Here is an 18,844-nt window from a genome sequence, read left to right as displayed (position 1 = left end):
CAAGGATGCTCGGGCAAGGCCAAAGCAAAATCACAAGGGGATTAGCCCTCGTTGTTCTCGCCTTCGTTTTCCCCGGCGTTGCCACCGAGTCCACCTAGGAAGTCTCCGGCGCCCTGCTGGACCCCGTCAACCTGATCAGCGAACTTGCCACCGGTCTTGTCGTCGACAAAGTCGCCGGCCTTTTCGATGCCTTCGGAAACCTGATCCGGGTTCTGCTTTGCGAATTCCTCTGCCTTGCCACGCAGATCATCAAATCCTGCCATGCTGCACCTCCATTCGACGGTGGGAACCCCTTTAGCTCCACAACTGGTCTCCACACTAAAACGAAATTCCCGCTCAGGGAAGAGTTGGGGTATTCCCGGGCGTGTTGTTCATCTGGAAGTTAAACAAAAATGGGAATCACTTGGAGTGATTCCCATTTTTTATGGAGCGGTCAACGAGGTTCGAACTCGCGACCTCAACCTTGGCAAGGTTGCGCTCTACCAGCTGAGCTATGACCGCATGAATACCGGTAAAAACCAATATTCAGTGCGCGATACTGGGATCGAACCAGTGACCTCTTCCGTGTCAGGGAAGCGCGCTACCGCTGCGCCAATCGCGCCGAAGGATTCCGAAGAATCTCGACAGAAAACAAAGTGAAACTCTGATTTCTCAGAGCGGACAACGAGGTTCGAACTCGCGACCTCAACCTTGGCAAGGTTGCGCTCTACCAGCTGAGCTATGTCCGCATATTTGAGTTTTGGTCCGAAAACCAGAACTCCGTGCGCGATACTGGGATCGAACCAGTGACCTCTTCCGTGTCAGGGAAGCGCGCTACCGCTGCGCCAATCGCGCAAAAAGATTTTTACCTCTTTGCGAGGTGGGGACGGGATTCGAACCCGCGTAAACGGCTTTGCAGGCCGCTGCCTCGCCTCTCGGCCACCCCACCATACTCGGCCGAAGCCGAGCTGACTAATTTTACTTAGTCGATGAATCTTTCTGCGAGCGGACAACGAGGTTCGAACTCGCGACCTCAACCTTGGCAAGGTTGCGCTCTACCAGCTGAGCTATGTCCGCAAAAAGTGCTTGTTTTCGCGCCGTTTCCGTTCGCTCCAACGAGTAAAAACTCTATACGAGTTTCCGCAAGCTGCCAAATCGAGAGCGTGAGATCTGGTTCACAAGCCCGGAAACCCGCGGAACTACGCGGAAAATTAGTTATTCTCGTGCGGACTAGGAGCAAAGCGTCCGCCGCCCGTGCCATGATCGTGTGCATGACGTCACCAAAACTTGCGATTCAAACCGATCTAGGACGAATGTACAGCCGTCAGGTGGGAGCAGAAGCCACAGTCCCGTCGATCACCACGGTGATCGGCATGGACAAAATGGATCTTTCTGGTTGGGCCGGATATATGGCCGCCAAGTCCCTCTCCGAAGATCAGCGTTTGTCCGATGCGTTGTCGCAACCGGGCAAGATGCGTTCCCTGGTGCGCGACTCCGCGGCCGCCGCAGAACGCTATCGCGATGCCGCCGCCGACCGTGGGGACCGCGTGCATAACTACGCCGAACATTTTGCGTTGCGCGCGCTGGGCAAGTCCGATGAGCTAGCTGCTGCGCGCTCGGCCCTCGAGACCAACGACGAGCTGGGCTTCGCGGCGCATTTCGAAAAATGGTGGGAGCAATACCAGGTGGAACCGCTGGCAACCGAGGTGACCGTCTGGAACGAAAGCGTAGGTTATGCCGGAACCATCGACCTGGTCGCCCGCATCGGTGGCAAGGTGTGCCTGCTGGATTACAAAACGAAGGGCACCGATCGCCAGGGGTTGGTGAAAACCCCGGACGACAAAGTCATCATGCAACTTGCTGCCGCGGCCAAAGCCGAAGAGCACGTGGTGGATGCCGAGGCGGGCAGCTGGGAGCCCTGGCCCTACGGCACCGATTCGATGCTTCTCGCGGTGGCCCTCGGGCAGGGCGGTACCCGGACTTTCATGGCGCCTCCGGCCGCCTTGCCCGATTATTGGTCCAAGTTCTATGCGCTGCGCCGCAATTGGGAGGCGCAGTTCAAAATCTCCAAGGCACGAGCCGCGCTGGTCGAGATCACCCCGCCACCTCATGCCTAGAAGCCCGGCGCACCGTAGACTGGTGTGGTTAGTGTCGGTCCGCCCGAGACTGAACGATAGTTGACCAACCGAGAGGGAGCCACACGTACCATGGCGATTTTGGGAATTCGGATCATCGGCGATCCCGTTCTACGCACACCAGCGCAGGAGGTGACCGAGTTTGGACCGGAAATCCAAAAGCTGGTCGACGACATGGATCAGACCATGGAAAACGTTGACGGTGCAGGCCTAGCCGCGCCTCAGGTCGGGGTCTCGCTGCGCGTGTTCACCTACCAAATCGGCAAGCAGCGCGGACATATCATCAATCCGGTGCTCGAACTGAGCGAGGACTTCCAGCCCGACGAAATCGAAGGCTGCCTCTCGATCCCGGGTATTTCCGCTCCGGTGCCGCGCCGCCGCCAGGTGGTTGCCACCGGCTTGGACAAGTTCGGAAAACCGGTCCGCATCGCCGGCGAAGGGATGCTGGCGCGCTGCGTACAGCATGAGACCGATCACCTCGACGGCATCCTCTTCCTGGACCGCTTGGCCCCCGAAGAGAAGAAAGCCGCCTGGCGCACCTTGCGCGCCGGCAACTACGAACAGACAGCCACCGCCACCGTGGCGCAACGCGCAGGATTCCTCGGATCCAGCTTCGGCGCCGGAATGGGGAACTAACCCATGCGCATCCTCTTCGCCGGCACCCCGCAGGTTGCCGTCACCTCGCTGGGCCACCTGCACGCGGCCGGTTTCGACATCGCCGCCGTGCTGACCCGCCCCGACGCCCCGCTGGGGCGCAAACGCGTGCTCACCGCCTCGCCGGTCGCCGCCCGCGCCGAGCAGCTGGGCCTGCCCACGATCAAATCGAATAAGATCGACGCCGAGGTCACCGGGCAGCTGGCGGAGCTCAACCTGGACGCCGCAGCCATCGTCGCCTTCGGCGGGCTGGTTCCGGCCGCCGCGCTGAACGTGCCCAAACACGGTTGGATCAATCTGCACTTCTCGCTGCTGCCCGATTGGCGCGGTGCCGCCCCGGTGCAGCACTCGATCATCCATGGCGATGACATCACCGGCGCGGTGACCTTCCAGCTGGAAACCGGGCTGGATACCGGACCGGTCTTCGGGCAGGTCACCGAGCGGATCGGCGAGCTGGACACCGCCGGGATCATGCTCGATCGGCTCAGCGAATCCGGTTCCACCTTGCTGGTGCAGACCCTGCAGGCCCTTGACGCGGGCCAGGGACTGGCGATACCGCAAAGCGGCTCGCACACCTACGCACCGAAAATCACCGACGTCGACGCGCAGCTGGACTTCACCCGCACGGCCACCGAAATCCGGCGCCGCGCCCATGGCACCAGTCCCTTTCCGGGCGCCTGGGCCATCGCGGATCAGGCACGCTACAAATTCGGCCCGCTGCGGGAGCGGCGCGAGATGACCGAGCTGGCACCCGGCGAGGTGCACATCGAACCGGGCAAGCACCCGGTGGTCTACGTGGGCACCAGCACCTGGGCGCTGGAACTTTCAACTATCCAGCCTCCAGGCAAAAAAATGATGAACGCCTCCGACTGGGCTCGCGGCGTATTGACCCAGGGAACGAAAGTGAGCTTCGCATGAGCGGGCACGAACCAATAAACGAACCACGACGCAACGAGGCCGGACGCACCCGCAACCGCGGCCAGGGCGACCGCCCGCGCCAGTACAGCCAGTCCGCCCCCGGCCAGCGCAAGCGCGCGGCCGATCCGGCCCGGCTGGTGGCCTTCAAGGTATTGCGCGAGGTCTCCGCCAAGGACGCCTATGCCAACCTGGTCCTGCCCAAGATGATCCGCGAGCACCAGCTGGAAAAGCGCGATGCGGGTTTCGCCACCGAATTGGCCTACGGCGCGCTGCGCTCCCAGGGCTTCTACGACGCAATCCTCGCCACCCTGGTGGACCGCCCGCTGGCCGAGCTGGACCCGGCGATCCTCGACGCCCTGCGCCTGGGCGCCCACCAGCTGCTGGCCATGCGCGTGCCCAAGCATGCTGCGCTCGATGAGACCGTGTCGCTGGCCCGCGCACAGATCGGCGCCGGGCCCTCCGGGCTGATCAACGCGGTGCTGCGCAAGGTGAGCGTGAAAGAACCCGAAGAGTGGATCGCGCTGCTGACCGCCGCAGCGGGCAGCGAGTCCGAAAAGCTGTCGATCGAGCATTCCCACCCGGACTGGATCGTCCGCGCCCTGCGCGGCGCGCTCATCGCCCACGGCCGGGATGCCGCCGAGCTGCCCGAGCTGCTCCAGGCGGATAACCTGGCTCCGGTGGTCAACCTGGTCGCGCTGCCCGGGCTGGGCACCCTGGAGGCCGCCCTCGAAGCCGGCGCCGAGCCGGGCACCGTGGTCGAGGACTCGGCCACCTACAAGCACGGGGACGTGGCCCGCGTGCCCGGAGTGCGCGAAGGAACCGTGCGCGTGCAGGACGCCGGAAGCCAGCTGGTGGCCCGCGCACTGGCCGCGGTGGAGCTCCCGGTGGCCGGCGAAGACAAGTACTGGCTGGATCTGTGCGCCGGCCCCGGCGGCAAGGCCGCGCTGCTCGGCGCGCTGGCGGTGCAGCGCGACGCGCGGCTGACGGCGAACGAACCCACCGAACACCGTGCACGGCTGGTCGAGCAGTCGATGTCCGCGGTTCCCGGGGACTACTGGATGGTCACCACCAAGGACGGCCGCGAGTTCGGCACCGCCGACTTCGCCGGAGACTACGACCGGATCATGGTCGATGCCCCCTGCTCCGGGCTCGGTGCGCTGCGCCGCCGCCCGGAATCGCGTTGGCGCAAACAGCCACGGGACATCCCGGAGCTGACCAGCCTGCAAGGCGAACTGCTTGCCGCCGCCTTCAACGCGGTCCGCGTCGGCGGGGTCATCGGATTTGTGACCTGCTCGCCGCATATGGCCGAAACCCGGCTGGTGGTCGAAGATTTCCTCAAGTCGAATCCCGCCGCCACGCTGCTGGACACCGGAGCCGCGGTGTCCGCCGTGGCCCTGGACGGCACTCCCGCCGCCGGGCACGAGCTGGCCGGCGGCAGCACCGCCCAGCTGTGGCCGCATATCCACGGCACCGACGCCATGTTCATGGCGATCATCACCAAAAGCGCGTAGCCCGCGCACCGAAATCCAGCGTCCCATCCCAAGGAGCACCGATGAGCAACCCGCGTATCAATCCGTCGATCTTGTCCGCTGACTTCGCGAACCTAGCCAGCGAACTGGCGCGCATCCACACCGCCGATGCGGTGCACGTGGACGTGATGGACAATCACTTCGTGCCGAATCTGACCCTCGGGCTGCCCGTGGTCGATGCGCTTGAAAAGGTCAGCGACCTGCCCATCGACGTGCACCTGATGATCGAGGACGCCGACCGCTGGGCTCCGGAATACGCCCAGCTGGGGGTGGACTCGGTCACCTTCCATGCGGAGGCCTCCGCGGCGCCGATCCGCTTGGCCCGCGAGCTGCGCGCCGCCGGTTCGAAGGCGGCGATGGCCCTGCGCCCGGCCACCCCCATCGAACCGTACCTGGATATGCTCGGCGAGCTGGACATGGTGCTGCTGATGACCGTGGAGCCGGGTTTCGGCGGGCAGAAGTTCCTCGATCTGGTGCTGCCCAAGATCAAGCGCACCCGTGCGGCCATCGCCGGAACCGGCAAGCCGATCGCGCTCCAGGTGGATGGGGGCATCTCGCGGGAGACGATTCTGCGCGCCGCCGAAGCCGGGGCCGATGTGTTTGTCGCCGGTTCGGCCGTCTACTCCGCGCCGGAACCGGCGGCAGAAATCGACGCATTAAGAAATCTTGCACGCATCGCCCATTAAAATATGCCAAACTAGTCACTAGTAAACACGAATACGTGCTCCGGGGTCGGTGTAAGTCCGAACCGGCGGTTATAGTCCGCGACCCGCAACCAAGGCCACAAGCCAAGGAAGCGGTTGAGCCGGTGAAATTCCGGTACCGACAGTTAAAGTCTGGATGGGAGAAGCACGGGTTTGATTTGCCATGGCCTAGCCAACCGTTCCGCTCGAGCGAGCCGAACGAACGCCTAGCCATAGGCCCATCAACTGCACACCCCCGGAGCCGCCGCTTCGAGAAGGGTGAATGATGGATATTCTGCGGTGGCTCATTGAAGCTTTTAATTCACAAATTGCGATCGGCTCCTCGGCACTTCTGGTGCGCGAGGTCGTGGGCAATATCTTTGGCCTGGCCAGCGCGCTAGGCGGCATGCGCCGCAAGGTCTGGGCCTGGCCAGTCGGCATTATCGGCAACCTGCTGCTCCTGACGGTCTTTTTGGGCAGCATCTTCGACACCGGCTACACCGCCAATCTGTGGGGCCAAGCCGGCCGCCAGATCATGTTCATCGCGGTCTCCTTCTACGGCTGGGTGCGCTGGAAGCAGGCCCGCGACGGGGTGGACGGCGGCCACGCGGTCACCCCGAAATGGGCTACCAGCAATGAACGCATTGGCATGATCGCCGTGCTCATCGTCGGCACCATCGCGGTGACCCCGCTGTTCAGGATGCTCGGATCCTACGATCCGGTATGGGCCGACGCATGGACCTTCGTCGGATCGCTGCTGGCCACCTATGGCATGGCCAAGGGCTGGGTCGAATTCTGGCTCATCTGGGTGGCTGTGGACGCGGTCGGCGTACCGCTGCTCTTCTCCGCCGGCTACTACGCCAGCGCCTTCATGTACCTGTTCTACGGCGGTTTCACCATCGTCGGCTTCTTCGTCTGGATGAGGGCGAAAAAGGATGAAAAACCGCAGATCGAAACCGAAATGCTGGACCCTACGATCAAAGGAAGGCAACCATGATCGGCCAAGGAGAACTGGACCAGGCGCTGCGCACCGCACTGGAAGCAGCACAACGCGGAGCCCGCGGCGCGAATCCGCTGGTCGGCGCGTGCGTGCTCGACGGGGCCGGACGCGTGATCGCCACCGGCTTCCACCTGGGCGCCGGCAACCCGCACGCGGAGATCGATGCGCTGCGCAGGCTGGGCCGCATGGACCGCAGCCAGGCGGCGGAGCTGACCATGGTGGTCACCCTGGAGCCCTGCAACCACCGCGGGCGCACCGGCCCCTGCGCGCAGGCCATCGCCAACGCCGGCATCGGACAGGTGCACTACGCGATGAGCGATGAAACCGCCACCGCCAGCGGGGGAGCGGACTACCTGCGCTCGCGCGGGGTCGCCGTCAGCCAAAGCGAGCAGCATCTGGCCGCCTGGGAATTGAATCACCGCTGGTTCCGCGCCAAGGCGCAGGGCCGCCCGTTCATCACCGTGAAAACCGCGCAGTCCCTGGACGGGCGGATCAACGCCCCCGACGGCAGCAGCCAGTGGATCACCGGCGACGCCTCGCGCAACCATTCGCATGGGCTGCGCTCCCGGGTGGACGCGATCGTCGTGGGCACGAACACCGTCATCGCCGACGACCCGCGGCTGACCGCGCGCACCGCCGCCGGGGGACTGCACGAGCAGCAGCCCTACCGATTCGTGCTGGGCAACCGGGAATTGCCCGAGGACCTGGCCTTGGCCTACGACGATCGCTGGGAGCAGCTGCGCACCCACGAGGTCCACGACCTGATCCACCGCGCCACCGAACTGGGCTTCAACCACCTGCTCATCGAGGGAGGTGCGGTCATCGCCTCGGCGTTCATCGAGGCCGACCTGGCCGATGAGATCTACTGCTACCAGGCACCGGTGATCATCGGTGCCGGCGGCACCTCGGTGAATATCGATTCGGTGACCACCCTGTCCCAGGCCCGCCAGTTCAGGCTCGACGCCCACCAGCCCGACGCGCTCACCCGCCTCGGCGCGGATGTGCTGATGCATCTGGAACCGCTGCCCGAGCGCACACCCCACACACTTTAAAGGACCCAAAAAATGTTTACCGGAATCATCACCGGCACCGGCACGGTGCTGGGCATCGAAAACCACCCGAACGAAGACCTTGCCGTGCTCACCTTGAAGGCGCCCGGCCACACCGAGGCGCTGGGCCTGGGCGGCTCGCTGGCGGTCAACGGCGTCTGCCTGACCGCCACCGAACTGGAGGGCGAAACGCTGAGCGTGGACGTGATGGGCGAAACCCTGCGCCGCACCAGCACCGGTCAGCTGCGCGCCGGCTCGATCGTGAACCTGGAACGCTGCACCCCGGCCGGCGGCCGGCTCGACGGCCACGTCGTGCAGGGCCACGTTGATACCGTCGGCACGGTGCTGGCCCGCGAAGACCACGGCCAGTGGACCACCTTCCGCATTGCGCTGCCCGATGAATACGCCCCGCTCACCGCGGAAAAGGGCTCCATCGCACTGGACGGCATCTCGCTGACCATCACCGCCGTTTCCGCGGCATCCGCCACCGGAGCCCATTGGGTGGAGGTCGGCATCATCCCGATCACGCTGGAGGAAACGACCATGGGTTCCCGCCAGGTCGGCGACGCCATCAATATCGAGGTGGACGTGCTCGCAAAATACGTGGCCCGGCTGAACGCATTTGGAGGCGGCAAGTAATGGCCCGCAAGGAACTGGACTCGATCCCCACCGCGCTGGCCGCCCTGGCCGCAGGCAAGGCCGTGGTGGTGGTGGACGATGAAGACCGCGAAAACGAGGGCGACATCATATTCGCCGCGCAATTTGCCACCCCCGAGCTGATGGGCTTCACCATCCGCTACACCTCCGGGGTCATCTGCGTGCCGCTGGAAGCGCAGCGCGCCGACGAGCTGGGCCTGGCCCCGATGGTCGGCATCAACCAGGATTCCAAAGGCACCGCATTCACCGTCTCCTGCGACGCGGTCAGCGGAATCAGCACCGGAATTTCCGCCGCGGACCGGGCCGTCACCTCCCGGCTGCTGGCAGATCCCGCCGCCGAGGCCGCTCAGCTCAGCCGCCCGGGGCATATCTTCCCGCTGCGCGCCGCTGCCGGAGGCGTGCTGGAACGCCGCGGCCACACCGAAGCCGCGGTGGACCTCTGCCGCGGTGCTGATCTGGAACCGGTGGGCGTGATCGGCGAGATCGTCAACGACGACGGCTCGATGATGCGCCTCGATGCCCTGCGTGACTTCGCCGCAACCCACGAGCTGCCGCTGGTCAGCATCGACGATCTGGCTCGCTGGCGCCGCGTCAACGACGAAATCTCGCTGACCGAAGCCGTCTCGCTGCCTACCCCCTTTGGCACCTTCAGCGCGCGGGCCGCCAGCGTGGAGGGCCACGAGCACATCGTGCTCAGCCACCCGGCCCCCACCCTGGAGGGGGCCACGAACCTGGTGCGCATCCACTCCGAATGCCTCACCGGGGATGTCTTCGGGTCCTACCGTTGCGATTGCGGCGAACAGCTGCATGCGGCGCTGGAGCAGATCGCCACCGAAGGCGGGCACCTGGTGTACGTGCGCGGCCACGAAGGCCGCGGCATTGGCCTGTTCAACAAGCTGCGCACCTACGCGCTGCAGGAAACCGGCGTGGACACCCTCGACGCCAACCTCCACCTGGGCTTCCCCGCGGATGCGCGCGAATACTTCGCGGTCGCCGCGATCCTGAAGCATCTGGGGATCGATGAGATCCGCCTGCTGAGCAACAACCCGGACAAGCAGGCCAAGCTCGCCCAGGCCGGGGTGGAGGTTACCGAATTGGTGCCCAGCCGCATCGCCCCACGCAGCGAAAACGAAAGCTACCTGCGCACCAAGCAGGCGCGGTTCGGCCATGACCTGCAACTGCCGAACACCAAAACCAGCTTCTAGAACTGCAACGCAAACCTTAAGGAATATCACATGAGCAAGCATGGAGCCCCGACAAACGTCGCCGACGAGCTCAAGGCGCTGAACCTGTCCGGACTGAAGGTCGCGATCGTTGCCGCCAGCTGGCACGAGGTCATCATGAACGGCCTGATCGACGGCGCACAGCGTGCCGCGCGCGACGCGGGGATCGAGAATCCGCGCCTGGTCCGCGTGCCAGGCACCTTCGAACTTCCGGTGGCCGCCAGCGCACTGGCCAAGTCCTACGATGCGATCATCGCCCTCGGCGTGGTGATTCGCGGCGGAACCCCGCACTTCGACTATGTCTGCCTGGCCGCAACCAACGGGCTGACCGACGTTTCGGTGAACACCGGCGTGCCGGTAGGTTTCGGCGTACTCACCTGCGACGACGAGCAGCAGGCGCTGGACCGCGCCGGCCTGGAAGACTCCAGCGAGGATAAGGGCTACGAAGCCTTCTCGGCCGCTGTGATGACCGTCGCAGCACTGCGCTAATGGCCGCTTCGGACGTCACAATCGGCGTGGAAAATTCGGGCGTCGGCCGGAAAAACGCTAGTCTTGTAGACGTGAAAACTTTTGACGAGCTCTTCAGCGAACTGTCGCTCAAGGCCCAAACCCGCCCGGAAGGCTCTCGTACCATCACCGAACTTGATTCCGGTGTCCACGGCATCGGCAAGAAAGTTGTCGAGGAGGCCGCCGAAGTTTGGATGGCCGCCGAGTACGAAAGTGACGAGGAAACAGCCGAGGAAATCTCCCAGCTGCTCTACCACTTGCAGGTTTTGATGATTGCCAAGGGTCTGTCCTTGGCCGACGTTTACAAGCATCTATAGCCGTCGCGCTGCTGCGACCGGGTCACCGTACCCGGTCGCAGGCACCGCTCGGCGGCAGTAACAACGGCCAATCAAATCCTTGGCGCTTGTTTTTGGCTTATCGCCCGGCGCCACACTCATGAAACGAGTAAATAAATGCTACGCGTAGCCCTGCCCAACAAAGGCGCCCTCTCCGAAATCGCCTCCACCATGTTCAAGGAAGCCGGCTATCTCCAGCGCCGAGACACCCGCGAACTGGTGCTGGTCGATGAAGAGAACAACGTTGAATTCTTCTACCTGCGTCCGCGCGATATCGCCGTCTATGTAGGCCGCGGCATCCTTGACGTCGGAATCACCGGTCGTGACCTGTACCTCGACGCAGACGTCGACGACGACGTCGAGGAGCAGCTATCCCTTGGCATCGGCAAGTCCGCCTTCCGCTTTGCGGCCCCGGTCGGAGCGTTCAACTCCGTTGAAGAGCTCAATGGCAAGCGCATCGCCACCAGCTATGACATTCTCCTGGACCACTACCTGAAGAAGCAGGGGATCGATGCGAGCGTCGTCCGCCTGGATGGTGCGGTGGAGTCCTCAGTGCGTCTCGGTGTGGCCGATGCGATCGCCGATGTGGTTGAAACCGGAAACACCATCAAGGCCGCCGGGATGGAAATCTTCGGCGACGTCCTTCTCCAGTCCGAAGCGGTGCTCATCGGACGAGTCGGCCACAAGCCTGCCGGTCTCGACCTGCTGATCCGCCGCCTGTCCGGCGTGCTGGTCGCCCGCCAGTACGTCATGCTTGACTACGACATTCGCCGCGTTCAGGTTGAAGAGGCCTGCGCGCTGACTCCCGGGCTGGAATCTCCAACTGTTTCCGACCTGGCGAACTCGGACTGGTGCGCCGTGCGCGCGATGGTCAAGAAGTCGCAAACCAACAACATCATGGATGAGCTGTACGACGTTGGCGCTCGCGCGATTCTGGTCAGCCAGATCCACGCCTGCCGCATCTAGTTACGCCAACCTAGGAGATATAGCTCATGAGCGTAGCAATCCGTGTTATTCCATGCCTCGACGTCGATGCCGGACGCGTCGTCAAGGGCGTTAATTTCGAGGGCCTTCGCGATGCCGGGGACCCGGTGGAACTTGCCCGGCGTTACAACTTGGCTGGCGCCGATGAACTCACCTTCCTCGACGTGACCGCTTCCAGCTCGGACCGGGAGACAACCTTCGAGGTTGTTCGCCATACGGCCGAAGAGGTTTTCATCCCGTTGACCGTTGGCGGCGGCGTGCGCGCGGCGGAGGATGTTGATCGTCTGCTGCGCAACGGCGCAGACAAGGCATCGATCAACACCGCGGCAGTGGCTCGGCCAGACGTGATCAACGAGATTACCGAACGCTTCGGTTCACAGGTCTTGGTGCTTTCCCTGGACGCCCGTCGGACCAACGACCCGTCGATCGCTTCGGGCTATGAGGTCACCACGCATGGTGGACGCACGGGCACCGGCATGTGCGCGGTTGCGTGGGCCAAGGATGCAGCCGAACGCGGCGTAGGCGAGATCCTGCTGAACTCGATCGATGCCGACGGCACCAAGGACGGGTTCGATCTGGAAATGATTCGCGCCGTCCGCGCGGCCGTGAAGGTTCCGCTGATCGCCTCCGGCGGTGCAGGAAAGCCGGAGGACTTCCCGCCGGCAATCGAAGCCGGAGCCGATGCGGTGTTGGCTGCTTCGATCTTCCACTTCGGTCCCACCGACATGATCGCCAAGGTCAAGGAGAAGATCCGCGAAGCGGGCTATCCGGTACGCTAGGCATTTTAGACAACTAATGGGTCAGTTCATTTTGAACTGGCCCATTTTTGTACCCGCAAGATCGCAGCCTCGGCAAACGCTAATCCGTAGCGATGAGTTGCTTCTTGGTTCGCCAGACGTCAATTTCGATAGGGTCGCTGGGCACTGCGGCTTGTCCCGGGATCGCCTGCCACGGGCCGCCATCGACGCTGAATTCCCCGCGGAACAACGTGGTGAGCCCGACACCGTAGGTGCCAGTTTCCGTGTAGGAATGGCTCGTCGGTGTTTCATCTCGAAGAGTATGCTCCGGTGCTGGCTCGCCTGGGAAATCCAGGTTCCGGGTTTCTCCATCACCATAATTCCAATTCCATCTGACGGGAATTGCTTTTACTGCGACGGGACGCCCGCTCATGTTTATGCGGAAATTTTGAACGCCAGAGACTGCCCAAAAGTGTGAGTGCCCGTTACGTAGCGAAAATTTGGTGGGTTCACTTTTCAGCATTGACGCAGCTATTGGGAAACTTCTAAATTTTGAAGGGGTGACTATGATTTGCTGCTCCCTTAATTCTGCATTGGGAAGGTCAGGAGGCGTCTCTTGTTCCGGGCATAGTCCATTGGTAATTATCTGTTCGCCATTCCTTGGGCCCTCGACAAAGCGAATGATTCGAGTATAGGGAGAGGAACCATCTTCACAAGGCAGGGCATCTGGATTTTGACGACATCCCCGGAAACGTTCAAGCCCGAAAGAGCATGGATCTAGATATTCAATCTCGTACAACGGCTTAGGTCGGTTGTTTATCCGCTTTTGTCTATCGTCGTCGTTGACGTAAAAACGATCTTTTTCGGGGATTGTTTCGGGGCATGTATTTTCAATAGTTTCGCCGTGGTCTTTTATGAATTTTATCAAGTCAGAGCATGCACTTTTCGCTGTTGTAACTTGTGGAACTCCACTTAATAGTTGTGCAGCAAAGAGTGTAAGAATCAATAGTGTAGTGTTTTTCATTGCGTATCACTCGGAAAAGGTAACGTCATTCATCATCCAACGATCTTTCCAATGAAGTGTAGCTATACCTAGACTTTCGTCCTCCATTGCTGGGCTCTCCGCAATGATATTATTCGTTGAGGAATATACCTTGACACTGTTTGTTTTTGCTCCGAACTCGACTAGGGCCTCGTCCGTCACTGTAAGTTTTACGCCGTACACATTGGTTTCGTAGTCACCTGAAACTTGCCAGTATTTCTTTTTCGCGTGACTCCGAACGGGATCAATAAAATTATCACCGCAAAGTTGACATGAACGCATCGTAATCTCAATCAATTCATCGACTGTGTATGTCTCCAGTGAATAGTTCATTACCTCGAAGTAGTGGTTGACGAAAGCAATGGCGCCTTCTTCATTTTGCTTTTTGGCCAGCTCTGGCATCTGCGGTTTCGGAACATTTTTCGCGGGCCCTTTTGCGGTTGCCGGCTCGTATTCCGGCTTCGTCGGCGACGGGCTTGGCGTGGTGGTTTTCGATTCTTGCACCACCGGGCTAGAAGACTCCGTGGGGTCCGGCGGGGAGGCGCCGCCCGCGCAGGCCGTAACCGTCAATGCACAAGCCAAAACGACAGATTGTGCCACTGCATTTTTCCGAGTGTTCATGAGAACTCTCCGAGCATGTCGAGGATCGCGTTTGAGCGATATCCTAGACCCCTCGCGCCGTTATTGGGAGGGGTATGCGCGAAATGTGTGGATAACCCGAGGCCGTCAGGCTGAGCCCAGAGTGGTGCCGAGCGCTAGATCGAAGGGTGGTAGCCGCGGATAATCTGCAGCGCGCTTTGACCGGCTTCGAAGGTGACCAGGGCTTCATCGGTGCGTCCGGAGGCGTACATCATCAGCTCGGTGACCGGGCCATTGATGGAGACGGCGTTTGGAGCCTTCTTCGCCACATGGCGTTGCCCATCCGGACGGCACAGGATGATGCCTACGGGGGCCTTGCGGAAGAACAGGCGCGAGGTCTTGATCAGCGATTGCCACAGCAGCTCCGTGTACTCCTTGTCCAGTACCCGGGGCGCCCACTGGGTGCGCGCGCGGCGCACGTCTTCGGTGTGGATGAAGAACTCGTTCAGGTTCAGCGCTTTGTCCAGCTTTTCGAAGGAAAAAGGGGAGTAGCCCTTGGGTCCGGCACGGAAACGGCGCACCACGGCCGCATACCGTTCGGGGGTTTGCGCGTCCTCGGCGAGCTCTTGCAGACGCACATCGAGTTTCGAAGCGAGCGGCTTCAGCACGACACCGGCACTGAGCAGAGAATTTTCGCGGAGGACCAAGTGCGCGGCGAGGTGGCGGGTCTGCCAACCGGCGCACAGAGTGTCGGCGGTGGGGCCCGCTGCTAGCAGGGTCTCGGCCAACGCCAATCTGGAAGCTTGTACTAGGTGCATCACCTCTGAAACTAGCACGGGTCGGCGATTGATGGGTGCAATCATCTGCGGGTGTCGCCAAGCGGTTGCGATTGGCTCTAAGCGGTGCGTCACGCTCGGGAGATGAAGGCGGGATACCCAGTATGCTAAAGGGGATGTCTACTTCTCAGAGCGGCTCGAATCCGAGCCCCGAATCAGAAAATCTCGACCCGCAGATCGCGCAGCGCTTGAAGCGCGATGCGAACGGGTTATTCGCCGCGATCGTGCAGCAGCATGACACCGGACTGGTGCTCATGCTCGGCTGGATGGACGACGAGGCGCTGCGCCGCACGCTGTCCACCGGGCGAGTCACCTTCTACTCGCGCTCCCGCCAGGAATACTGGCGCAAGGGAGATACCTCGGGGCATGGGCAGTACCTGAAGTCCGCCGCCCTGGACTGCGACGGCGACGCGCTGCTGCTGATGGTCGACCAGGTGGGAGCCGCCTGCCATACCGGCACCGAGTCCTGCTTTACCGACCGCCAGCTGCCCGCCACCGTCGGCCACCGTCCCGAATAGTCCGGGCTCGCAGCCCACGAGCGCCCCGGCAAGCATCGGGCGTCCGCAAAGTTTACGCGTTTGAAAAGAAGCTGAATGAAAACCCTAGGCAAGATTTCCCCGTCCCGCGAGGCCTTTTTGGCCATGGCACCCAACCGCCGCGTCATTCCGGTCACCATCTCGGTGCTGGCCGATTCGCTGACCCCGATCGGCTTGTACCGTTCGCTGGCCGGCGGCCGCCCCGGCACCTTCCTGATGGAGTCCGCCGCCCCCGGCGGGGTGTGGAGCCGGTACTCGTTCGTGGGGGTGAACTCGCCCGCGACGCTGAGCACCCGCGGGGGAGAGGCCTACTGGCAGGGCCATGTGCCCGAGGGGCTGCCCACCGGCGGGGTGAGCGTGGATGTCCTGCGCGACACCGTGCGCGCGCTGCATACCGAACCGGTCCCGGGCATGCCGCCGCTGACCGGGGGCATGGTCGGCTTCGTCGGCTGGGAGTGCGTGCGCCACTGGGAGCGCCTGCCCAATCCGCCGGTTGATGACCTGAACATCCCCGAACTGAGCATGAACCTGGTCGCCGACATGGCCGCGCACGATGCCACCGAGGGCACCGTGACGCTGATCGCCAATGCGATCAACTTCGATGGCCGCGAAGAGCACGCCGAGGCGGCCTACGATGCCGCGGTGGAACGCCTGCAGAAGATGCTCGACCAGCTCGGCACCCCGCTGGACTCGACGGCCATCACCCTGCAGGGCACCGACGTGCCGCGCGAGACGCTGATGGAAGCGGTCAGCCATTCCTGGGCCGAAAACGAGTATTTGGAGGCGCTGGCGAAGGCGAAGGTGGCCATCGTCGACGGCGAGGTCTTCCAGATCGTCGTTTCGCGCCGCTTCGAGCTGGAGACCAAGGCGGATGCGCTGGACGTCTACCGGGTGCTGCGCGCGACCAACCCGAGCCCCTACATGTACCTGTTCAACTTCGAGAACGAGGACGGCGAACCCTTCCAGATCGTCGGCTCCTCCCCGGAGGCGCTGGTCACGGTCAACGATTCGCATGTGGTCACCCACCCGATCGCCGGCTCCCGCCCGCGCGGGGCGAACTACGAGGAAGACCAGCTGCACGAGAAGTCGCTGCTGGCCGACGAGAAGGAACGCGCCGAGCACCTGATGCTGGTGGACCTCTCGCGCAACGACCTCTCCCGCGTGTGCCAGGCCGGCACCGTGGAGGTCACCCAGTTCATGGAGGTGGAGCGCTTCAGCCACATCATGCACCTGGTCTCCAACGTGGTCGGCAAGGCCCGGGAGGACGTCGACGCCTACGATGTGCTCGCCTCCACCTTCCCGGCCGGCACGCTCTCCGGGGCGCCCAAACCCCGGGCGCTGCAGCTGCTCGATGAGTACGAGCCCTACCGCCGCGGGGTGTACGGCGGCGTGGTGGGCTACCTGGACTTCGCCGGGGACATGGACATGGCCATCGCGATCCGCTCCGCGCTGCTCAAGGATCACCGCGCCTACGTCCAGGCTGGCGGCGGCATCGTGAACGATTCGAATTTCGCCGACGAAGCCCTGGAAACCGTCAACAAGGCCGCCGCCCCGCTGCGCGCGGTGTGGGCCGCCGGCTCGATGCGCCCAGCCAATACCGAAACTGGTGGAACCAAGTGAAAAAACATCTCACCGCCCGCAATACCGCACTGCTCGGCATCCTCGGGGCCCTGGCCGGGCTGTGGACTGCCACCCGCACCTGGGTGGTGGTCCAGGTCGAATCCGGCACCGTGCAGGTCCCGGAGATCATCGTCGACGGGTCCACCGCCGCCGCCTCGGTCACCGCGCTCTGCGTGGCGGTGCTCGCCGGGGCGCTTGCGCTGCTGATCGCCGGGAAGATCGCCCGCTACCTGATCGGGCTGATCACCCTCCTGGCCGGCATCGCGGTGATCGCCGCCGGAGTCAATGCGGTCACCAACCCGCAGGCGGCGGCCGCCGGCGCGGTGGCCGAGGCCACCGGGCTGACCAGCGGCGCCGGGCAGTACACCGTTTCGCTCTGGCCTTCGCTGACCGTGGTGGCCGGGGCGATCATCGTGCTGCAGGGAATTTTGGTGCTGATCTATTGCGGCGGGTGGAAGAAGAACTCGAAGTACGACCGGGAGGTCTCCGTGGCCCCCGCGGCCAAGGACGCGCAATCGCGCGGGATCTCCGACTGGGAGCAGCTCTCCAAGGGTGAGGATCCCACCAGCGGCCAGCAATAGGTGATTCGGCCCACCGGGACGCAACGAAGCGCCGTGGAATAGGCCATCATCAAGTCCAAGTGGCAGAATAGTAAGCGAAGTCCATCGCGCCGACCGGTCCGCCGGGGCGGCGCGCAACCTGAAGAGCAAAAGGGAGACATCCAGCAATGTCGCAGAACACCGAGATCGACCCGGTCTACAACGAAGAAATCGGCCACGGCAACTCGATCGCAGCCTGGGCCTGCGTCGGCACCATGATCGTCGGTTCGATCGTCGGCGGCGTCGCCTTCGCGTTCCACAACGCGGCCATCGTCTACGCGGGCGCGGGCATTATGGTGCTCGGCCTGATCGTCGGCTGGATCATGAAGAAGGCCGGCTTCGGCGTGGGCGGTTCGCGCAGCGGAGCAGCACACTAAATTGACTGTTCTTGATGACATCATCGCGGGCGTCCGGGAAGACCTGGGCGCCCGTCGCGCCATCACCAGCCTCGCGCAGGTCAAGGCCGCCGCGGCCGCCATGCCGGAGGCTCGCGATGGCTTCGCGGCCCTCGGCGGCCAGGCCGGTTCCGCCGCGCGCGACACCACGCTGCGGGTGATCTCCGAGGTGAAGCGCAAGTCCCCGTCCAAGGGCGCGCTGGCGCAGATCCCCGAACCTGCGGTGCTCGCCGCTGAGTACGCCGCCGGCGGCGCCTCGGTGATCTCCGTGCTCACCGAACAGCGGCGCTTCGGCGGTTCGCTGGCCGATTTGGACGCGGTCCGCGAGGCGGTCTCGATTCCGCTGCTGCGCAAGGATTTCACCGTCGACGAGTACCAGATCTATGAGGCCCGGGCGCACGGCGCGGACCTCGTATTGCTCATTGTTGCGGCGCTGGATGATCAAACGCTCTCCGCTTTCCTAGAATTGACCCACAAGCTGGGAATGAACGCGCTGGTGGAGACGCACACCGAGGAAGAAATCGCGCGGGCCGTGAAGGCCGGGGCGAAGATCATCGGAGTGAACGTGCGCAACCTGAAGACCCTCGAGGTGGACGTGGCTACCTTCGGCGCGTTGGCCCCGTTGCTGCCAAGCGACGCGGTGCTCATTGCCGAGTCGGGTGTCGAATCGGCCGAACAGGTGGAAATCTACGCTGCGGCCGGGGCGGACGCGATCCTCGTCGGAGAGGCGCTGGTCAAGCACGCCGACCCGCAAGCCACCGTCGCGGAGTTCATCGCGGCGGGTACCGCAGCCAAGCCGGCGCGCTAGGCGAACCGGACCCAGATCTTCGGTGCCCGGCCAGGGTCT

Annotated in this window: 22 protein-coding genes, 6 tRNA genes and 1 riboswitch; of the genes, 18 read left to right on the top strand and 10 right to left on the bottom strand. The window is 63.2% G+C overall.

Annotation, left to right across the window (positions count from 1 at the left end):
- Positions 1-41: 41 nt before the first annotated feature.
- From ACT3UA_RS00975 to ACT3UA_RS00945, 7 genes are all read right to left on the bottom strand, one after another.
- On the bottom strand, positions 42-263 hold the full coding sequence (locus tag ACT3UA_RS00975; RefSeq protein ID WP_096286341.1) for an antitoxin: 222 nt from the start codon (positions 261-263) through the stop codon (positions 42-44).
- 162 nt (positions 264-425) lie between these two features.
- Positions 426-501 (bottom strand) — tRNA-Gly (locus ACT3UA_RS00970).
- A gap of 28 nt (positions 502-529) precedes the next feature.
- A tRNA-Val gene (locus ACT3UA_RS00965) sits at positions 530-601 on the bottom strand.
- Positions 602-655: 54 nt separating this feature from the next.
- Positions 656-728, bottom strand: a tRNA-Gly gene (locus ACT3UA_RS00960).
- A 34-nt stretch (positions 729-762) separates the two neighbouring features.
- Positions 763-834 (bottom strand) — tRNA-Val (locus ACT3UA_RS00955).
- Positions 835-857: 23 nt separating this feature from the next.
- Positions 858-928, bottom strand: a tRNA-Cys gene (locus tag ACT3UA_RS00950).
- Positions 929-983: 55 nt separating this feature from the next.
- A tRNA-Gly gene (locus tag ACT3UA_RS00945) sits at positions 984-1,056 on the bottom strand.
- Positions 1,057-1,250: 194 nt separating this feature from the next.
- On the opposite strand from ACT3UA_RS00945, the gene ACT3UA_RS00940 reads away from it, so the two are divergent.
- The 13 genes from ACT3UA_RS00940 to hisF all read left to right on the top strand — a co-directional run bounded on the left by ACT3UA_RS00940 (position 1,251) and on the right by hisF (position 12,432).
- On the top strand, positions 1,251-2,096 hold the full coding sequence (locus tag ACT3UA_RS00940; RefSeq protein ID WP_141393510.1) for a PD-(D/E)XK nuclease family protein: 846 nt from the start codon (positions 1,251-1,253) through the stop codon (positions 2,094-2,096).
- 90 nt (positions 2,097-2,186) lie between these two features.
- Complete coding sequence (gene def / locus ACT3UA_RS00935; protein ID WP_096285273.1) at positions 2,187-2,750, top strand: peptide deformylase; 564 nt, start codon at positions 2,187-2,189, stop codon at positions 2,748-2,750.
- A gap of 3 nt (positions 2,751-2,753) precedes the next feature.
- On the top strand, positions 2,754-3,686 hold the full coding sequence (gene fmt, locus ACT3UA_RS00930) for a methionyl-tRNA formyltransferase (RefSeq protein WP_444615332.1): 933 nt from the start codon (positions 2,754-2,756) through the stop codon (positions 3,684-3,686).
- Complete coding sequence (locus ACT3UA_RS00925) at positions 3,683-5,197, top strand: RsmB/NOP family class I SAM-dependent RNA methyltransferase (RefSeq protein WP_444615331.1); 1,515 nt, start codon at positions 3,683-3,685, stop codon at positions 5,195-5,197. The genes fmt and ACT3UA_RS00925 overlap by 4 nt, the downstream gene beginning before the upstream one ends.
- Positions 5,198-5,238: 41 nt before the next feature.
- Entirely contained in the window at positions 5,239-5,901 is a 663-nt protein-coding gene (gene rpe / locus ACT3UA_RS00920) for a ribulose-phosphate 3-epimerase (protein WP_096285267.1), read from the top strand.
- Positions 5,902-5,933: 32 nt separating this feature from the next.
- Positions 5,934-6,071, top strand: a riboswitch (FMN riboswitch).
- Positions 6,072-6,184: 113 nt separating this feature from the next.
- Positions 6,185-6,895 (top strand): nicotinamide riboside transporter PnuC, encoded by a 711-nt coding sequence (gene pnuC / locus ACT3UA_RS00915; RefSeq protein WP_096285319.1) that lies wholly within the window; start codon positions 6,185-6,187, stop codon positions 6,893-6,895.
- Positions 6,892-7,950, top strand: a complete 1,059-nt coding sequence (ribD, locus tag ACT3UA_RS00910; protein WP_444615329.1) for a bifunctional diaminohydroxyphosphoribosylaminopyrimidine deaminase/5-amino-6-(5-phosphoribosylamino)uracil reductase RibD — start codon at positions 6,892-6,894, stop codon at positions 7,948-7,950. Before pnuC ends, ribD begins: the two co-directional genes overlap by 4 nt.
- 12 nt (positions 7,951-7,962) lie before the next feature.
- The gene (locus ACT3UA_RS00905; RefSeq protein WP_096285263.1) at positions 7,963-8,586 is read left to right on the top strand and encodes a riboflavin synthase; all 624 of its coding nucleotides are present in this window, start codon (positions 7,963-7,965) and stop codon (positions 8,584-8,586) included.
- Positions 8,586-9,809, top strand: a complete 1,224-nt coding sequence (gene ribB / locus ACT3UA_RS00900) for a 3,4-dihydroxy-2-butanone-4-phosphate synthase (protein ID WP_444615328.1) — start codon at positions 8,586-8,588, stop codon at positions 9,807-9,809. Before ACT3UA_RS00905 ends, ribB begins: the two co-directional genes overlap by 1 nt.
- 30 nt (positions 9,810-9,839) lie before the next feature.
- Positions 9,840-10,316, top strand: coding sequence for a 6,7-dimethyl-8-ribityllumazine synthase (gene ribH, locus ACT3UA_RS00895; protein WP_444615327.1), 477 nt, complete (start codon positions 9,840-9,842; stop codon positions 10,314-10,316).
- Positions 10,317-10,387: 71 nt separating this feature from the next.
- Positions 10,388-10,651 carry a phosphoribosyl-ATP diphosphatase gene (locus ACT3UA_RS00890; protein ID WP_096285317.1) on the top strand — a complete coding sequence of 88 codons (264 nt, stop codon included), beginning with the start codon at positions 10,388-10,390 and terminating at the stop codon, positions 10,649-10,651.
- A 135-nt stretch (positions 10,652-10,786) separates the two neighbouring features.
- On the top strand, positions 10,787-11,635 hold the full coding sequence (gene hisG, locus ACT3UA_RS00885) for an ATP phosphoribosyltransferase (RefSeq protein ID WP_096285257.1): 849 nt from the start codon (positions 10,787-10,789) through the stop codon (positions 11,633-11,635).
- Between the two features lie 26 nt (positions 11,636-11,661).
- Positions 11,662-12,432 (top strand): imidazole glycerol phosphate synthase subunit HisF, encoded by a 771-nt coding sequence (gene hisF / locus ACT3UA_RS00880; protein WP_096285255.1) that lies wholly within the window; start codon positions 11,662-11,664, stop codon positions 12,430-12,432.
- 79 nt (positions 12,433-12,511) lie between these two features.
- Here the strand turns inward: hisF and ACT3UA_RS00875 are convergent, their stop codons facing one another.
- The 3 genes from ACT3UA_RS00875 to ACT3UA_RS00865 all read right to left on the bottom strand — a co-directional run bounded on the left by ACT3UA_RS00875 (position 12,512) and on the right by ACT3UA_RS00865 (position 14,829).
- The gene (locus ACT3UA_RS00875; RefSeq protein ID WP_444615326.1) at positions 12,512-13,414 is read right to left on the bottom strand and encodes a PKD domain-containing protein; all 903 of its coding nucleotides are present in this window, start codon (positions 13,412-13,414) and stop codon (positions 12,512-12,514) included.
- A 6-nt stretch (positions 13,415-13,420) separates the two neighbouring features.
- Positions 13,421-14,053: a DUF6318 family protein gene (locus ACT3UA_RS00870; protein ID WP_444615325.1), complete on the bottom strand. Its 633-nt coding sequence runs from the start codon at positions 14,051-14,053 to the stop codon at positions 13,421-13,423.
- 134 nt (positions 14,054-14,187) lie between these two features.
- A complete protein-coding gene (locus tag ACT3UA_RS00865) occupies positions 14,188-14,829 on the bottom strand; it encodes a TIGR03085 family metal-binding protein (RefSeq protein ID WP_444615324.1) in 642 nt (213 codons plus the stop codon).
- Positions 14,830-14,963: 134 nt separating this feature from the next.
- Between ACT3UA_RS00865 and hisI the strand changes: the two genes are divergently transcribed.
- The 5 genes from hisI to trpC all read left to right on the top strand — a co-directional run bounded on the left by hisI (position 14,964) and on the right by trpC (position 18,805).
- Positions 14,964-15,365 carry a phosphoribosyl-AMP cyclohydrolase gene (gene hisI, locus ACT3UA_RS00860; RefSeq protein WP_444615323.1) on the top strand — a complete coding sequence of 134 codons (402 nt, stop codon included), beginning with the start codon at positions 14,964-14,966 and terminating at the stop codon, positions 15,363-15,365.
- 75 nt (positions 15,366-15,440) lie between these two features.
- Positions 15,441-17,003, top strand: coding sequence for an anthranilate synthase component I (locus tag ACT3UA_RS00855; protein WP_444615322.1), 1,563 nt, complete (start codon positions 15,441-15,443; stop codon positions 17,001-17,003).
- Positions 17,000-17,584, top strand: coding sequence for a Trp biosynthesis-associated membrane protein (locus ACT3UA_RS00850; RefSeq protein ID WP_176484134.1), 585 nt, complete (start codon positions 17,000-17,002; stop codon positions 17,582-17,584). The genes ACT3UA_RS00855 and ACT3UA_RS00850 overlap by 4 nt, the downstream gene beginning before the upstream one ends.
- A 146-nt stretch (positions 17,585-17,730) precedes the next feature.
- Positions 17,731-17,979 carry an HGxxPAAW family protein gene (locus tag ACT3UA_RS00845; protein WP_096285244.1) on the top strand — a complete coding sequence of 83 codons (249 nt, stop codon included), beginning with the start codon at positions 17,731-17,733 and terminating at the stop codon, positions 17,977-17,979.
- Position 17,980: 1 nt separating this feature from the next.
- Positions 17,981-18,805: an indole-3-glycerol phosphate synthase TrpC gene (gene trpC, locus ACT3UA_RS00840; protein WP_096285242.1), complete on the top strand. Its 825-nt coding sequence runs from the start codon at positions 17,981-17,983 to the stop codon at positions 18,803-18,805.
- Positions 18,806-18,844: the final 39 nt, after the last annotated feature.

It is taken from the genome of Glutamicibacter sp. 363 (assembly GCF_052379505.1).
GTDB lineage: Bacteria > Actinomycetota > Actinomycetes > Actinomycetales > Micrococcaceae > Glutamicibacter.
This window is presented reverse-complemented; position numbering and strand designations above follow the sequence as displayed.

Excerpts from the sequence above, each read along its gene's own strand:
- ACT3UA_RS00975 (WP_096286341.1), bottom strand. The coding sequence starts at position 263 with ATGGCAGGATTTGATGATCTGCGTGGCAAGGCAGAGGAATTCGCAAAG.
- ACT3UA_RS00940 (WP_141393510.1), top strand. The coding sequence starts at position 1,251 with ATGACGTCACCAAAACTTGCGATTCAAACCGATCTAGGACGAATGTAC.
- def (WP_096285273.1), top strand. The coding sequence starts at position 2,187 with ATGGCGATTTTGGGAATTCGGATCATCGGCGATCCCGTTCTACGCACA.
- fmt (WP_444615332.1), top strand. The coding sequence starts at position 2,754 with ATGCGCATCCTCTTCGCCGGCACCCCGCAGGTTGCCGTCACCTCGCTG.
- ACT3UA_RS00925 (WP_444615331.1), top strand. The coding sequence starts at position 3,683 with ATGAGCGGGCACGAACCAATAAACGAACCACGACGCAACGAGGCCGGA.
- rpe (WP_096285267.1), top strand. The coding sequence starts at position 5,239 with ATGAGCAACCCGCGTATCAATCCGTCGATCTTGTCCGCTGACTTCGCG.
- pnuC (WP_096285319.1), top strand. The coding sequence starts at position 6,185 with ATGGATATTCTGCGGTGGCTCATTGAAGCTTTTAATTCACAAATTGCG.
- ribD (WP_444615329.1), top strand. The coding sequence starts at position 6,892 with ATGATCGGCCAAGGAGAACTGGACCAGGCGCTGCGCACCGCACTGGAA.
- ACT3UA_RS00905 (WP_096285263.1), top strand. The coding sequence starts at position 7,963 with ATGTTTACCGGAATCATCACCGGCACCGGCACGGTGCTGGGCATCGAA.
- ribB (WP_444615328.1), top strand. The coding sequence starts at position 8,586 with ATGGCCCGCAAGGAACTGGACTCGATCCCCACCGCGCTGGCCGCCCTG.
- ribH (WP_444615327.1), top strand. The coding sequence starts at position 9,840 with ATGAGCAAGCATGGAGCCCCGACAAACGTCGCCGACGAGCTCAAGGCG.
- hisG (WP_096285257.1), top strand. The coding sequence starts at position 10,787 with ATGCTACGCGTAGCCCTGCCCAACAAAGGCGCCCTCTCCGAAATCGCC.
- hisF (WP_096285255.1), top strand. The coding sequence starts at position 11,662 with ATGAGCGTAGCAATCCGTGTTATTCCATGCCTCGACGTCGATGCCGGA.
- ACT3UA_RS00875 (WP_444615326.1), bottom strand. The coding sequence starts at position 13,414 with ATGAAAAACACTACACTATTGATTCTTACACTCTTTGCTGCACAACTA.
- ACT3UA_RS00870 (WP_444615325.1), bottom strand. The coding sequence starts at position 14,053 with ATGAACACTCGGAAAAATGCAGTGGCACAATCTGTCGTTTTGGCTTGT.
- ACT3UA_RS00865 (WP_444615324.1), bottom strand. The coding sequence starts at position 14,829 with ATGCACCTAGTACAAGCTTCCAGATTGGCGTTGGCCGAGACCCTGCTA.
- hisI (WP_444615323.1), top strand. The coding sequence starts at position 14,964 with ATGTCTACTTCTCAGAGCGGCTCGAATCCGAGCCCCGAATCAGAAAAT.
- ACT3UA_RS00855 (WP_444615322.1), top strand. The coding sequence starts at position 15,441 with ATGAAAACCCTAGGCAAGATTTCCCCGTCCCGCGAGGCCTTTTTGGCC.
- ACT3UA_RS00845 (WP_096285244.1), top strand. The coding sequence starts at position 17,731 with ATGTCGCAGAACACCGAGATCGACCCGGTCTACAACGAAGAAATCGGC.